The sequence below is a fragment of the Azospirillum cavernae genome, from assembly GCF_003590795.1.
In the GTDB taxonomy this organism is placed as follows: domain Bacteria; phylum Pseudomonadota; class Alphaproteobacteria; order Azospirillales; family Azospirillaceae; genus Azospirillum; species Azospirillum cavernae.
In genome coordinates, this window is the sequence record NZ_QYUL01000002.1 from 117,372 (window position 1) to 131,790 (window position 14,419).

The 14,419-nt window shown below is 66.5% G+C and carries 10 protein-coding genes; 9 read left to right on the plus strand and 1 reads right to left on the minus strand.

The window, feature by feature from the left end; all coding sequences use genetic code 11:
- Positions 1-45 precede the first annotated feature (45 nt).
- Genes D3877_RS30210 through D3877_RS12050 form a run of 9 tightly spaced genes read left to right on the plus strand, consistent with a single transcriptional unit; the run spans position 46 to position 14,013 of the window.
- On the plus strand, positions 46-219 hold the full coding sequence (locus D3877_RS30210) for a hypothetical protein (protein WP_199720783.1): 174 nt from the start codon (positions 46-48) through the stop codon (positions 217-219).
- Complete coding sequence (locus D3877_RS30215; RefSeq protein ID WP_199720784.1) at positions 216-524, plus strand: hypothetical protein; 309 nt, start codon at positions 216-218, stop codon at positions 522-524. The genes D3877_RS30210 and D3877_RS30215 overlap by 4 nt, the downstream gene beginning before the upstream one ends.
- Positions 525-536: 12 nt before the next feature.
- On the plus strand, positions 537-1,361 hold the full coding sequence (locus tag D3877_RS12020) for a hypothetical protein (protein WP_119831047.1): 825 nt from the start codon (positions 537-539) through the stop codon (positions 1,359-1,361).
- Positions 1,362-1,364: 3 nt separating this feature from the next.
- Positions 1,365-2,219 (plus strand): hypothetical protein, encoded by an 855-nt coding sequence (locus tag D3877_RS12025; protein ID WP_119831048.1) that lies wholly within the window; start codon positions 1,365-1,367, stop codon positions 2,217-2,219.
- A complete protein-coding gene (locus D3877_RS12030) occupies positions 2,216-2,683 on the plus strand; it encodes a hypothetical protein (RefSeq protein WP_119831049.1) in 468 nt (155 codons plus the stop codon). Before D3877_RS12025 ends, D3877_RS12030 begins: the two co-directional genes overlap by 4 nt.
- The gene (locus tag D3877_RS12035; RefSeq protein ID WP_119831050.1) at positions 2,680-3,549 is read left to right on the plus strand and encodes a hypothetical protein; all 870 of its coding nucleotides are present in this window, start codon (positions 2,680-2,682) and stop codon (positions 3,547-3,549) included. The genes D3877_RS12030 and D3877_RS12035 overlap by 4 nt, the downstream gene beginning before the upstream one ends.
- A gap of 13 nt (positions 3,550-3,562) precedes the next feature.
- Positions 3,563-4,255, plus strand: a complete 693-nt coding sequence (locus tag D3877_RS12040; protein WP_147395177.1) for a hypothetical protein — start codon at positions 3,563-3,565, stop codon at positions 4,253-4,255.
- A gap of 1 nt (position 4,256) precedes the next feature.
- Positions 4,257-5,246 (plus strand): hypothetical protein, encoded by a 990-nt coding sequence (locus D3877_RS12045; RefSeq protein ID WP_119831052.1) that lies wholly within the window; start codon positions 4,257-4,259, stop codon positions 5,244-5,246.
- A 7-nt stretch (positions 5,247-5,253) separates the two neighbouring features.
- Complete coding sequence (locus D3877_RS12050) at positions 5,254-14,013, plus strand: phosphoribosyltransferase (protein WP_119831053.1); 8,760 nt, start codon at positions 5,254-5,256, stop codon at positions 14,011-14,013.
- Here the strand turns inward: D3877_RS12050 and D3877_RS12055 are convergent.
- Positions 13,994-14,215 (minus strand): hypothetical protein, encoded by a 222-nt coding sequence (locus D3877_RS12055; RefSeq protein ID WP_119831054.1) that lies wholly within the window; start codon positions 14,213-14,215, stop codon positions 13,994-13,996. The genes D3877_RS12050 and D3877_RS12055 overlap by 20 nt on opposite strands.
- Positions 14,216-14,419: the final 204 nt, after the last annotated feature.

Consider the following 14,419-nt stretch of genomic DNA (forward strand, 5'->3'; position numbering starts at 1 on the left):
CGCTGAACGCGCACTCCGTTCGCAGATCCCCATCTGGAGCCGACCATGCTCGACCACCCCGCCGACAACACGGCCATCGCGCTCACCCTCACCGCGCCCGGCTGGGCGGCTGTGCTCGCCGACGTCAACGCCGTGCTGACCACCACGTCGCTCCTGCTCGGCATCGCTTTCCTGCTGTGGCGGTGGCACCGCGCCAACCGCAACGGAATCGACCAATGAGCAAGCCGGTTTGCCAAGCCGCCATCGACCTCGTGAAGCGGTTCGAGGGCCTGCGCCTGTCCGCCTATTTCCGCCCGGCCTCGTCAAACGCCCCGCCGCCGAGCGCGCCCTGTTCCAGAAAGGAGCCTGACCCCATGGCTATGAACATCGTCACCATCGCGCGCGGCGGCATGCTGGCCGGCAAGAAGCGTTACCTGCTGGCCGCCCTGGCGCTCGCCGCGCCAACCGTCGGCTATCTCACCGGCGACCTCGATCTGGCGGAGCTGTTGACCGCCATCGTCCAGGCCCTGGCCGCATTGAATTGAGGAGGGCCGGTTATGGCCTACAACGCAGCAACCGGCGGCGGATCGACGTGGACGCCTGAGGATGACAAGGTCGATTCTGAGGTCTCCCGCATCACGTCGGCGGGCGGCCCCCTCATGCAGCAGGCCAAGACCGACGGTCTGGCCGGCGCGCAGCGGCGTGGCCTGCTGAACAGTTCAATGGCGGTCGGCTCCTCCCAGGCGGCGGTGCTGAACGCCGCCCTGCCCATGGCCGCGCAAAACGCGGCGCAAACCGCGCAGAAGAACCTGTCGGGCCAGGAATACGGCCAGAACCGAGGCTTGCAGGAACAGAAGTTCGGATACGACACGGCGCTGTCCGATCAGGGATATCGGCAAAACTCGGCGCTGTCCGATCAGGACTATCGTCAGAACGCGTCGCTGTCGGATCAAGGATACCGGCAAAACTCGGTGCTGTCCGATCAGGACTATCGTCAGAACCAGGGGCTCACCCAACTCAAGGGCGGGTGGGATTCCCGCCTTCAGGAAGAGAAGTCCGTCCAGGATAAAGCGCTCAGCGACCGCGATTTCCAGCAGAAGAAGGCGCTCCTCTACGACGACAACGTGTCGAAGGAGAAGATCGCCAGTTGGAACGTCAGCCAATACGAAAAGGATCGCGCCACGACGGCGCTGACCGCGATGGAGGGGCTGTACGCCAACGAATTTCAGAACATCGCTGGAAACGTCAACCTGCCCGCCGAAGCGCGCAACACGTACCTGCAACACATCGCGACGTTGCGGGACAGCACGCTGAGTATGGTCGAGCAGATGTACGGCATCAATCTGACCTGGGCCTCGCCCGCAACCCCCAACGTGGCGTAAAGCATGGAACCGCGCAGCGAGACATCCCGTCGGGGATTGGTGGCGGCGGAGAAGGCCGGGCGCGGCGGAGACCGCGCGCTTGGTCATTTGACGCCGGGCGAGCTTGTGGTGCCGCTGTCCTGTCAGACCCATGAGCTGATGGCGCTGTTCGCGCGGATCGCTCACCAGCGCGGACTGAACCCAAACCGCTTCATCGTGGGGTCGGAGGAGGCAAGCCGCAACCCGAAGACCGGGCTTCAGGAGTTCTTGGAGCGCGACAGCGGCGGGGTGGGCGACACCGGCGGGCGCAGCGGCGGCGGGCATGGCGGCGGCCATGATGGCGACGGCGCGAGCGCAGGCGGCGACGCGGGCGATGGTGGCGTCAGCGTCAGCCGCACGTCCACCCCGATGTCGCAGGATCAGCTTGCCGAGCGCGGCGTCACCAGCGTGACCGGATCGGACAAGGCCGAAGGCTTCACGCCCGGCGCGCTCGGGGTTCTGGGGTTCAATCTCGGCTCCCGCCCCAATTCCGAAGGCATGCTCGGCCTGGATGGGCCGGTTGCGGACCAACCGGCGACGCGGACGGTGGTGGGCTGGTCGCCGACCGCCGCCTTGGCGAGCGGCGTCGGGTTGGCGACCGGGTTGCCAGTTGGCTTTGTCGCCGACCAGTTCGGCCTGATCGACCCTCGGAGCTATTCCGAGGTGGCCGATCTTGGCGGCGTCGGCTCCATCCGCTCATCGGGTCAAAGCCTTGCCGATCAAAGCGTCGCCGGGTCATCTCGCGGAACTGGACAGGCTCAGGCCTCCGATCAAGAGGATGACCCCGCCGCGTCGCAGCGCCTGCGCCGTCGCGGCCTTCTGACGAGGAGGACGGCATGATCCGCCCCGCCAAATTTTCCGACATCCTTGGCCTCGCCGACCTGATCGCGGCGACGCACCAGCGCAGCGTCTACGCCGACCGCGCCACGCTGGACGTCGCACGTTTCAAGACCCTGTGCGTGTCGGCGATCCAGAGCCATGGCAAGGGGTCCTGCCTGTTCGTCGCCGTGAGCGATGACGGAACCATCGGTGGCTTCATTCTGGGCGTGGTGGACCGGCTCTATGGAATCGCCAAGGAGCTTTACGCCACCGACCTGTTTTTCTGCGTCGCCCCCGGGACCGACGCGCGGGCCGCGTCCGGTTTGGCTGACGCCTTTCTCAGTTGGGCGGAACGCGCGCCGGGCGTCATCGAGGTGCGGCCCGGCGTCTCGGGCGCGGTCGAGGGGTGGCGGCGCGCCGGAACGCTTTGGGAGCGCAAGGGACTGCGCCTGGATGGCGCGATGTATGTCAGGAGGGTGCGATGAGCGGCGTCGTGAAATCGATTGGCAAGGTGTTCAAGAAGGTCGTCAACACCGCGTCGAAAATCCTTCCCGTGGCGCTTGCCGCTGGCGCGGTGATGTTCACCGCCGGGAACGCGTTGGGGATCACGTCCAGTTGGGGCGAGGCGGTCAAGGGCGTCACCGACAGTTTGGGAGCGGGCAGCGGCCTGTCGAGCATCATCACAGGCGCAGTGACGAATGCCGGGTATGGCGCCGTGGCGGGCGCGGCGACCAGCGCGCTGTCCGGTGGCGACGCCCTGCAAGGCGCGCAGTATGGCGCGGCGGCGGGCGCGGTTCTGGGCGGGGCCCAGGGCGCTTACGACAGTTACGCCAGCGGATCGACGCCAGCGTCCGCCGCCACCGGCAACGACGCGGCCTCCAGCGGCGCGCGGATTGAGGGTGGCGGTCAGCCAAGCGACACGCCGCAAGGAGGCGTCGCCGGGGGCGGCGCGACGATGAAGCCCGCCGTCGCGCCCAGCGCCGTGACCAGCGGCGCGGCTTCGTCCAGCGCCGACGCTGGCGCCGGCATCATCGACAAGGGCGGATGGCTGGAACGCAACGGCGCGCTGGTCGGCAATGTTCTTCTCGGCGTGGGCAAGGGGCTTGCCGGTGCCGACGCGAACGCGCAGACCAAGGCGCTCCAGCAGCAGGCCGACATCGTCCGCCAGAATTATGGTTTGCCGCGCGTCGGGTTGCTGACCGGAACCCAGACCACCAACACGACCGTCGATCAAGGGCCTCCCCGCATGACGCCCGCGCAGCGCTTTAGCCCGACGGCCTACGGCGCCACCGGCCAGGGTCAATACGTCTATGACCCGAGCACGGGCCGCTACACCCTCGTGCAGAGCTGAGGAGCGACACAGGATGCCCGGACTTCTTTCTGGAATGCAGGGGCGCGGCGCTCCGATGATGAATGGCCCCGCCGAGGAGCGCGCCGAAGGTTCTGCCGGTCACAACCCGACCGAAGAGGCGTTGGAGGAGGATCAAGGTGGGCAGATTCAGGGCGATCAACCCAACGTCAGCCCGGAAGAACAGGCCCAGTACGACCAGTTCATGGATCAGGCGTTCCGCCTGATCTACGATCAAAAATCGTTTCCACAGGTCATGAAGCGCCTTGTCGCCACACCCGACCCGGTCGAAGGCTTGGCCGCCGTCGTCGTCATGGTGGTGCAGCGGTTGCAGGACACGGCGAAGCAGCAGGGCGTCCAACTGTCGGGCGATGTCCTCTACCACGGTGGCGCCGATCTGCTGGCCGACCTCGCCGACACGGCGGAGAAAGCGGGCATTCACACATTCAGCCCCCAGGAGCTGGAGAAGGCTCTGTATCGCGCCCTCGACCTTTATCGGACCATGGGGCAGCAGAGCGGCCAGTTGGATCCGCGCCCGTTTCAGCAGGATTGGGATGTCCTACAGCGCGCCGACAAGGCCGGTCGGCTGGACGAGGTTCTGCCGCAGTTCGGCAAAGGCCGGGAAAACAGAGGGGATGAGCCACAGCCATCGGGGCGGCGTGGGCTGATGCCGCCGCAGGGCGTCGCGCAGCAGCAGGGAGGGATGTGAGATGGCGGGGTTGCTGACGGCGCTGGGCGGCGCGGTTGCCGGGATCGGTCAGGGGTTGGCCCAGCAGGCGGAAGAGGATGGCAAGGCTAGGCGGAAAGCGCGGTTGCTTGAACTGCAACATGGCTACCGTATGGACGAAATGGGCGCGCAACAGAGGTTCCAGACGGGCGAGCGGACAGCCACGCAGGACTTCACCACGCAACGCGACACGGCGCGTTTCGGCCAGGAAAAAGATATGGCCGGACTTAATCACGGCTATCGCATCGGCGAGATCGGGGCCAGCGGCGCGAACACCCAGGCCAACACCAGGCTGTCGAGCGAGCTGCAATTGCAGCGCGATGAAAAGCAGCATGGCTACAAGATCGAAGAAATCGACCACACGGCGGAAGCCAGGGAAAGCGCAAAAAGGTCTTTGGGGGATACGTCGGGCCTGAGCGGCGACGACCAGCGGCAGTTCAAGGCGCTGAGCGGGCTGTACGGAGACGATCCGGACAGGCTGCGCCAAGCCCTCGCCGCCTCGGGAAACCCGCGCCTTTCGGCGTTGGCGCAGGGTGGTCAGGGCGGCGGCGCTGCCAAGCCGAAGAGGGCGGAGATGAGCGCCGACGACAAGCGGGTCTATGATGCGGTGATTGAGCGCTATACCGACCCGATGCTGAAAAAGACGGACTGGGCATCGGTTGGTCGCGACCTTCAGGCGGGCGGGCGTGACGATCTCGCGGCGTTTGCGTTCGGGCAGCCTGACCCGCAGGCTTGGCAGAGGCTGGACGTGCCGAAGGATCTCCAGCCACCATCAGGTTCCAGCAGCGGAAGCTCGTCGGCGGCTCGCCCCCCCACAGTATCAGCCGCTCCGGCGACGACCGCCCCCCCATCCGGTAAGGGAACGCAGACGGAGCCGTTCCAGGCAACCACTCAGGCCGACATCGAGTGGTTCAAGAGCAGCGCGCCGAAGGGCGCGGTGATCGTCGTCAACGGCAAGCCCTTCACGAAGTGAGATCAGTATGGCCTTCGATGTTTCGGGCCTGACGCCGCTCGACACCGCCGGATTGCGCCCTATCGGCGGAGATTCCCTCGACGTGTCCGGGCTGACGCCGCTGGATGTGTCTGGCCTCATGCCGATGGATGAACCGACGAAGCCCCCACAGCAGCCCAGCGGCCCGGTCGGCGGAGACCGCGCCTGGACTGACACCCCTCTTGTCGACAAGGTTCTGAACCCCCTGACGGCGGGCGTCCTCAGTTTGAAGCAGGGCGCCGCCGGTCTCGGGGCCGACCTGTCGGGTCGCTCGCTGTCCGTCATGGATCGAATCGATCAGGGCGAATCCGTGCCGGACACGGATGACCCGGTCGGCTACCAGCATATGTCGCCCGGCCAGCGAGCGGCGGCGCGGCGACAGGCGGAGACGGACATCAGTCAATCCGTCGGCATGGTGGCGTCAACCGGACGGCGGATCGCCGACCTTCCGCAGAACCCGGCGGCGCAACGCATGATGGGCGCGAAGAGCTGGGGTGACGCGGGTCGGGCGTTCTGGTCGGACCCTCTGGGCGTCATCGCGTCGGTGGGTCTGCAATCGCTTCCAGCCATGGCGCCCGCGATGGTCGCTGGCGCGGTCGGCGGCCCGATAGCGGGCGGTGTCGCCATGGGCGCGTCGTCGGCTGGCTCCGAATATCTCTCCTCGGTTCTGGAGGGGCTGTCCAACGAGGGCGTGGACACCAGCGATGAGGCCGCCCTCGTCCAGGCGTTCCGCAGTCCGGAAATAATGGCCCGCGTGCGTGATCGGGCCGCGACCCGCGCCGCGCTGATCGGATCCGTCGATGGCGCCACCATGGGCATCGCCGGAAAGACGCTTGTGCCGCAAGCGGTAAAGGGGCGCCTCGCTCGCGAGGTTTTGAACATTCCGACTCAAGTCGTGACGCAGGGAGCCGCCGGCGCCAGCGCTGAGGCTGGCGCGCAGATCGCCACCGAAGGGCGCGTCACCGAGCCGGGTCAAGTGCTGGGTGAGTTCGTCGGGGAGGCCTTCGGCGCTCCAGCGGAGGTCGCCGCGCTGCGCCATCATGCCGCCCGCCCGATGGTGAACATTGCCCCGCCCAACGTCACGCCCGCCGACGTGGCGTCGCCCATCCCCACGGAGCTGATCGCGTCGGGCCGGTCCATCGTTGACGGGCTGTTGGCGCCGAAGGCGGATATCGCCAATCTGCCGCAAGGGGCGGTCCCGGCGGAGCGGCTGCTGGGGCGGGTCGTGGAGCCGACAGCGACCAGCGCGCCCACCGTTCCGGCGGCTCCAGTTCAGGTTGCGCCCGTTCAACCCACCCCCAACGCGAACCCTGCGACGGAGCCTGCGACCGCAGATGCCGCCAGTTTGCCGCAACTCGCGTCAGAGGTCGCGCCGCTGGCCGAGATCCCCGCGCCCACACCGTTGGTTGACGAGTCGGCCCCGGCTTCAGGTTCTGTTGCGCAGGCGGTCAAGCCGCCGCCAGTCACTCAGGCGGTAGCCGAAACCCCCGCGTTCATTTCTCCAGCCGCACATGAGGCGGCGAAAATTAACACGCTCACCGCGCCCGCTCTCGATTCCAGCGCGCAGACCGAAAAGATTCTGCCGGATGCCGCTGCGCCAGCGTTGGAGCCTGCTCCCTTGTCGGTTGATGGATTGGCGCCGATGGCGCATCCGGTTGACAGCCCGGTATTGGGCTCGGTCGCCAAACCTGCCGAGCCGACGACCTTCCGACCGACCGCGCCAGCCTTCGACCTGACCGGCCTGCGGGAACTCGATCAGCAGGGCGCGCAGAACGATTTCCCCGGCGCGTTTCGACCGACGACCGTCGCCTCTCTCCCCTTGCCGCCAATTCAAAGCGACGACGCGCCGCCAGTTGGAAGCGCGCGAGCCTCCGCTCCAGCGCCGGTGGCGGCTCCCTTCATGAGGAAGGACGGCTCTCCGTTCTCCACCGCGAAGTCGGCGGAACTGGCTGTCCGGTCGCGCCCGGACCTGAAAGGGCAGTCGCTGGAGCCGGTGCGGGTCGATGGCGGGTGGGGGCTGCGGCCCCTCGGTAAGGTGGGTGGGGCGGGACGCCAGACGATGTTCGTCGAAAAGAACATCCCACCCGACGCGCATCCAATCGCCGTGCAAAAGAATGACCTGCGGCGATGGGTGAACCGCTTGACGGATGGTGATTACGACCGCTTGGCGTCGCAATACGGTCAGAACACCTTTGGCTGGAAATTTCCAGGAAACGCGGCCGATACGATGGAACCGGGCGCGCTGCGGCAGGAATGGGAGGGATTTCTCAGGTCCGAGGCATCCTTCGCTTCTCCCATGGAGGGTCAGCGCGCCGCGCCGCCTCCCGGACCACCATCCCGCTCCACCTCAGCCCAGCGTCCGCCCAGCCTCTTTGAATTCCTGGCCAGCAAAGGCGGCATCCAGGACCAGAAGGGGGAGTTGCGCGCCCTCGACCTGCGGCGCCAGTTCCTGCCCCGGCAGGGCGCCCTTGTCCGCCCTGGCGGCATGACGCTCGACCAGGCGCGCGAGCTGGCCGAGGAGGCTGGCTACATCCGGCCCGGCGACCGGGCCGAGGGGTTCGGTCGCACCGAGATCACCGACCTTCTCGACGCGATGGACCGGGAGGCGCGCGGCGGCAAGGTCTACCCCATCGACGAACAGGCGGATGTCGTCCAGCAAGACATCGCCCGCCGACAAGCGGACGAGGAGGCGACGCGCCGGGCCGGCGCCGAAGCCGATGTTGGCGCAGTGCTGGCGGATCACGGCATCAACCTGCCGGACGAGCACCGCCGCCGGGCGATTGAGGCGGTGATGCTGGGCGAGGATCCCGAGGATGCGGTGGTGGACGCCATCGAACGGGATGCAATCCAGAAGGAAGCGGCTTATTTTCAGGAAACTGGTGTCGATGCTGATCCACTTCCCTTTGAGGATATCACCCATGCGCAGCAGCGAGGACTACAGCAAGGCGGCCCAGTCGTTGCGCGCGAAGGCGGTGGACGAGAGCCCGCGCGTGACCGAGGGGACCCGGAAAGGGTTGTTGGACGCGGCGAAGAACTTGGACGCGGCGGCCCAGATCGCGGCAAAGCGCGAGGCGGCGAAGAGCAAGTAACCAGCCTCGACGCCGAGCGCGGTCGGCGTGCCTACAGTGGCATCAGCTTTGAGGCTGAGAAGCGGGCGGCCTCCGACATCCGGCAGTTCGAGCGCGCCGTCCAGGCGCTGCGCGACGATCTGTTGGCCCTTGCGAGGACCGACCAGCAGCGCGCGACCGTCGACCAACAGGTGGAGCGGTACCGCCAGGGCTATGTCACCCGCCAAAACATGATTTGGGACGCCAAGGCGCGAACCATGTCGCCGATGATAACCGGGCCGGCGAACTTTCCCGTCGCCCGGAACCAGAAGCGCATGGAGGTTGAGCGCAAGCGCGTCTCGGAGTTCTCCGAGTGGGAGAAGCGCGCCCGCGACGCCGCCCGGAAGGCCGTCTTGGGGCAGCGTACCGATGAGCAGGTGGCGTCCGACCGCTGGGGGGATCTGCGCAAGGAGATCGACAGAGACATAGCAACCATCAACGACATCGACGCAGGCTCGCTCACCTACAGCCGAACGGCCTTCACCAGCAGCATCTCCGGGCGGCTGCAACGACTGTCCACGAACGGCCAAGCCGCACTGGTCCGACAGGCTCTGGAACACATCCGGCAGCGGCAGGCCAGCATGCGCAAGCCGCTGTTCACCGACCGAAACACCGTTTGGACGCTGGCTGACACCGCTCAGGAGGCCGCTGTCGCCCCCAAGGGCACCGGCGAGGATGTCCTGAACGAGTATGATGGCGGTCGCATCGTGAACAACCACGATGCCGAGCGCGTTCAAATATTCCTGGACGTCAAGCCGGACGAGGCGTTGCGGGCCAAGCTGAAGGGATCCGGCTGGCGCTGGAGTCCGCTCGCAGGGGCGTGGCAGCGCAAGAACACGAACGCGGCGCTATCCAGCGCGACGCAGATGATGGCGGGGTTCGAGGTGAAGGCGGTCAGGGTCGCGGCAGAGTCCGCCAACCGACCGGAAGTGGTGATGCCTGCCACCGAGCGCACCGACCAGGGCGAGCAGTTCGTCGTCGATGGCCTGCGCCCCGTCACCGACCGTGATCGCGCCGAAGCGGCGATGGTAAAGCCGCTCCAACCCAAGAAGCGCCAGAAGGCGGCGGACGAAGGGCTGTTCGACGTTGCCGGACGCGGGCAACGGGATCTGTTCTCCAGGGAGGCCGCCGCTTCGGCTGGAGCGCGGTCGCTCGGGGTTCCGAAGATGGCCGATCCGCCCATCTTCAGCCATAGCGACAGCGCGCGCCTGAAGGATCATCCAGATTATACCGCCGCCAAGGCTGGCGACCGGGCCGCAGCCATCCGTTTCGTCTCCGACATCGTCGATCCTATGACGGTCGATGAGGCTCGGCGTCGGTTTGGTGAGGATGTGATCTATGCGCCAGCCGCCGCAGAGGAAGCGAGCGGTCGCAACGCCATCCCTGCCACGGTGGCGGCCTATTACGCGGAATTTTCCGGCGGCGCCGTCGAGCCGAGCATCATCCAGACGGTTCGCGCCCATCACACCGGCGCCAAACCGATGGAACGTCTGATCTCGCGCCCGCTGTTTGGCGGTCCGGTGAAGCCGGGCGGACGGTATGTCCTGGTCGATGACGTCTCGACCATGGGTGGGACGCTGGCCGAGATGGCGCACCACATCCAGGCCAACGGCGGGCAGGTGATTGGAACGATAACCCTTGCCAACGCCAGCCGCTCGGGCCAATTCTCTCCCACGCGCTTGCAGGTTCGCACCATCGAAGTGAGGTATGGCGATGCCATTCGACAACTCTTCGGGATCGCCCCCACCGGACTCACCGCCGACGAAGCCCGGTACATTCTTGGTTTCCGAGACGCTGACACCCTCCGAGCAGCAGCAGCTAAGGCAGGCGACGAAAGAAACCGCCGACTCGGCAAGGCAGGCGTTCAGAGAGATGCGGCGGGCGAAGGTTCCGCCGATTCGGTAAAGCCGAACGAGGACGATTCCCTCCGCCTCGCCCCGGAGTTCGAGCGCAGGCTGCCCGCCATCGAAGCCGACCTCCGGGAACGCCTCCAGCGCTACGGCATCGCCGACCGCGTTGGTCTGCGGCTTGTGGACGCGATCCGCGACCGGCGCACTGGGGAGCCGCTTGAGGGCGCTTCCGGTCGCTATGGTCGCCGCATCATCGAGGTGGCGCTCGACGCCCGAAATCGCACCTTCACCTTCGACCACGAGGTGGTGCATGCGCTGCGCGATCTCGACCTCATCAAATCGGCGGAATGGACCGCGTTGCAGCGGACGGTTCTCCAGGACAACGCGCGCATGGCTGACGTCCGCGCCCGCTACCCGGAGTTCGGGCGGACAAACAATCGGCCCGAACGAACCGAGCGCCTGATCGAGGAAGCCGTCGCCGACCTGTTCGGGGACTGGCAAGCGGGCCGGGTTCAGGCCAAGGGGTTCGTGCGCACGGCCCTGGAGCGCATCCGCGACTTCCTGCGCGCCGTTGGGCAGGCCTTGCGCGGTGAGGGTTTCCGCACCGTTGACAGCGTGTTCCGCGCCATCGACCTCGGCGAGATTGGGCGGCGGGGCCAGAAGGATGCGGCCTTTGTCGGCGCCCCGGCGGAAGCCCACCACGCCGAGACCCAGCCGCGCGGTGAAGATGGTCGTTTCGTGGCCGGTGACGCCTCCGACCGCTTCTCCCTGGAGCAGCCGGACCCGTCCGCCGCTCCATCGCCCCAGGCTGGCGAGCGTCGCCGCAGCATCATGACCCGACTGGCTGGCGCCCAGCCCATCGACCGCGTGGCGCGCATCCCCTTCGACCTGTTCGGCGGGATCAACGACCGCAACCAATGGAAGCCGGGCCTGCACCTGAACCGGCAGGCCGAGCGCCTCATCACCGAGGCCGAGTTCCAGGACGATGGCCGCATGGGGTGGATGAACACCGTGCTGCGCAACGCGCGGGCCGGGCTGATCGACCGCTATGGCTTGGACGCCGCCTATGTCGAGCGTGACCGGCAGCGCGGCCTTGATGAGCGCCGCATCATGGCCAAGGTCCCGGAGCTGATGAAGACGCTGGCCGACCAAGACGTGAAGCCGGAGGAGATGGCGACGCTTCAGGCGGTGTTGACCGGGGAGGAGGTCGCCGACGCGCGGTGGTCCGAGATCGCCTCGCCGATCCGGGCCGCCATCGACCAGCTCGGCGCGGAGGCGGTCGAGCTTGGACTCTTGTCGCCGGAATCTTTCGAGCGGAACCGTGGCACATACCTGCACCGGGTCTACGCCAAGCACGAGGCCGACCAGGGCAGCCTTGCCGCCTGGGTTGATCGCAAGATGACCGGCAGACGCCGCAAGATCATCGGCGACCAGTTCAAGGGTCGGGGCATGTTCATGGAGGTGACGCACGAAGCCTTGATGCGTCATACCGACGAAGCCCAAACGGCGCGCTCCCGATCTGGCCGTCTGCGGATGCTGGAGACGCGCCGCGACGATCTGCTGCGCCGACGGGAGGTGGCCCTCGCCCGCGCCGAAGAGCGCCACGACGAGATGGGGGCGACGCTGGACCGCCGTATGGACACCAGCGAGGCCTCCAAGGCGCTGAAGCGGTCAGGCGGCGCCACGGTGGTGCTGAAGCCAAACCAGTATCAAAAAGGACAAGTGCGTGAGCAGGGCGTTACCCTGACCCGGCTGAACATGAAGGGCCAGCGGGCGCGGGCGCTGATCGACAAGATCAACAGCCAGCTTTCCGACGTGAACAGCCGCATCGTCGAAACCGAGACGCGCATGTTCGCCGCCGACGACCTGCGGGCCGCCAAGGGCCAGAAGTTCCGCATTCTCGACAAGATGGAAGAGGCGAAGGAGGGGGGGCAACCGCGCGTCACCCATCGCGCCTATCTGCCGGAGGGGGCCGCGATCCCGAAGGAGCTGGAAGGCTACCAGGATCGCGGCGTTTGGGAAGTCCGCAGTGAAAAGGGCGGCAGCAAGGACGGCGAACGGCCCGGCAAGCCGGTGCTGTGGCGCGACTTCACCAAGGACGAACGCCAGTCGATGGGCGAGATCGTCGATGCCCGCTACACGGTCGCCAAAACATACATGCTGATGGCGCATGATCTGGCCACCGGGCGCTTCTTCCGCGACATCGCGCAGAACGCCGAATGGGCGCACGACGGCAAAGACGAGCCCCCGTCGGCCACCTGGAAGGAGGCTGGCGACTACAACAGCTTTTGGCACGATCCGGCGATCCAATGGGTGAAGGTGCCGGACACCAAGATCCCCAAAAGCAACACCAAGCGGTACGGCGCGCTCGCTGACCGCTTCGTCCGGGCCGAAATCTGGCGCGACATGGCCGAATTGGAGGCGCTGCAAAAGCCGGGCGTCTGGGACCACATCCTGCGGCAATGGAAGGCGAACAAGACCTATCGGTCGCCCGTGGTCCACATGAACAACATCATGTCGAACGTCATGTTCATGGACATGGCCGACGTCCGGGCAACCGATCTGGCGCACGGCGTTCGGTCGCTGCTGAAGCGTGACGACCTCTATCGCGAGGCGCTCGACCAAGGCGTTTTCGGGGTCGATATGCTGGGCCAGGAAATTCGCGAGGAGGTGCTGAAGCCGATCCTGGAAGAGATCGAGCGGCAAGGACAGGGAAACCAGGGGGGGTGGGAGGCCCGGTTTGGGCTGGCCGGGAAGCTAGCCGACCGCCTGTTCCACGGCGTGAAAACCGCCGACCAGAAGATGCAGCAGGCTTACCAGATGGAGGATGAGGTCTTCCGCATGGCGCTCTACGCCCGTCGGCGGGACCAGGGCGCCTCGGCTGTACAGGCGACGCTGGAGGCGCGCGACACCTTCCTGAACTACGACATCCGGGCGCCCTGGATCAACGCAGCCCGGCGGACGGTGCTGCCCTTCATCTCCTACACCTACCGGGCGGCGCCGATGATCGCCCGCACCATCGTGAACCGACCGTGGAAGCTGGCGAAATACTTCACCATGATGTACGCGTTCAACGCCTTGGCCTACGCCTGGGATAGCGGCGACGAGGATGAGGAGCGCCGCTCACTCCGCGAAAACGAACAGGGCTGGGCCTGGACCGGCATTCCACGCATGATGCGGTTGCCCACCCACGACCAGCACGGGAACCCGGTCTTTCTCGACCTTCGGCGCTGGATCCCGGCGGGCGACGTCTTCGATGCCGGACAAGGACAATCGGTGATTCCCCTGCCGGGTTGGATGCAGCCGGGAGGGCCGCTGGCTATCGGCGCCGAGCTTCTGCTCAACCGCTCCGCCTTCACCGGGCAGAACATCATCAACGAGCACACCGACACCATTGGCGAGCGAATCGGCAAGACCGCCGATTACGTTTACAAGTCCTGGATGCCGTCGGCGGCGTGGGTGCCGGGAAGCTGGTACTGGCAGCGCATCGCCAACGCCATGGAGGGAGCGCGGGATTGGTCGGGCCGCCCCTATTCGGTGCCGCAGGCGGTGGCGTCATCGGTTGGCATCAAGGTGAAGCCGCAGGATGTCGAGGATGGCTTTGCCGCCTGGGGTCGGGAATTCGACCGGGTCGAACGCGAATTGGAAACGGAAGCGCGCCGGGCGAGCAATGATCGGGACCGGGGCTTGCTCAGCGAAACGGGCTTCGAGCGGAAGATGGAGACGCTGACGAAAAAGTTCGAGCGGCTTGGCGAGCGGCGGCGGGAGACCTTCACAGGCTCCAGCCGATGAGCGCCAGAAAAGCGCCCACGGCAAGACCGGCCCATGCACCCATATCACGCCGGTACCAGGGCGGCGCGCTCCGCTGACGATGGATGTGGCGGTCGAGGCGATGCCCCAGGATCAGGGCGCCGCCCATCGTCCACAGGACCGCCCACCAATCCATCGCGCCGCGCAGGCTGAGGCGGGAGATGATGTCGCTCCACCAGGGCATTCGATACCTTTCGCCAAGTTATTGAAGTTGTTGGTAAGTGTTTATAGCGGATTGCCGAGGTGGCGCGGGAGGGACCTGCGTCTCCTTAAAGGAGATGCAGGCCGACCCGGTGAAAGGTTGGTCCCGCAAGGGTCTTGTCCACTATAATCCACTATTCACCCATAACCACCCATACCCACCACAAACCAATATGGCTCAAATAAA

What these genes read in the sequence shown, in the direction of transcription:
- D3877_RS30210 (WP_199720783.1), top strand. Translation starts at nt 46, where the DNA reads ATGCTCGACCACCCCGCCGACAACACGGCCATCGCGCTCACCCTCACC.
- D3877_RS30215 (WP_199720784.1), top strand. Translation starts at nt 216, where the DNA reads ATGAGCAAGCCGGTTTGCCAAGCCGCCATCGACCTCGTGAAGCGGTTC.
- D3877_RS12020 (WP_119831047.1), top strand. Translation starts at nt 537, where the DNA reads ATGGCCTACAACGCAGCAACCGGCGGCGGATCGACGTGGACGCCTGAG.
- D3877_RS12025 (WP_119831048.1), top strand. Translation starts at nt 1,365, where the DNA reads ATGGAACCGCGCAGCGAGACATCCCGTCGGGGATTGGTGGCGGCGGAG.
- D3877_RS12030 (WP_119831049.1), top strand. Translation starts at nt 2,216, where the DNA reads ATGATCCGCCCCGCCAAATTTTCCGACATCCTTGGCCTCGCCGACCTG.
- D3877_RS12035 (WP_119831050.1), top strand. Translation starts at nt 2,680, where the DNA reads ATGAGCGGCGTCGTGAAATCGATTGGCAAGGTGTTCAAGAAGGTCGTC.
- D3877_RS12040 (WP_147395177.1), top strand. Translation starts at nt 3,563, where the DNA reads ATGCCCGGACTTCTTTCTGGAATGCAGGGGCGCGGCGCTCCGATGATG.
- D3877_RS12045 (WP_119831052.1), top strand. Translation starts at nt 4,257, where the DNA reads ATGGCGGGGTTGCTGACGGCGCTGGGCGGCGCGGTTGCCGGGATCGGT.
- D3877_RS12050 (WP_119831053.1), top strand. Translation starts at nt 5,254, where the DNA reads ATGGCCTTCGATGTTTCGGGCCTGACGCCGCTCGACACCGCCGGATTG.
- D3877_RS12055 (WP_119831054.1), bottom strand. Translation starts at nt 14,215, where the DNA reads ATGCCCTGGTGGAGCGACATCATCTCCCGCCTCAGCCTGCGCGGCGCG.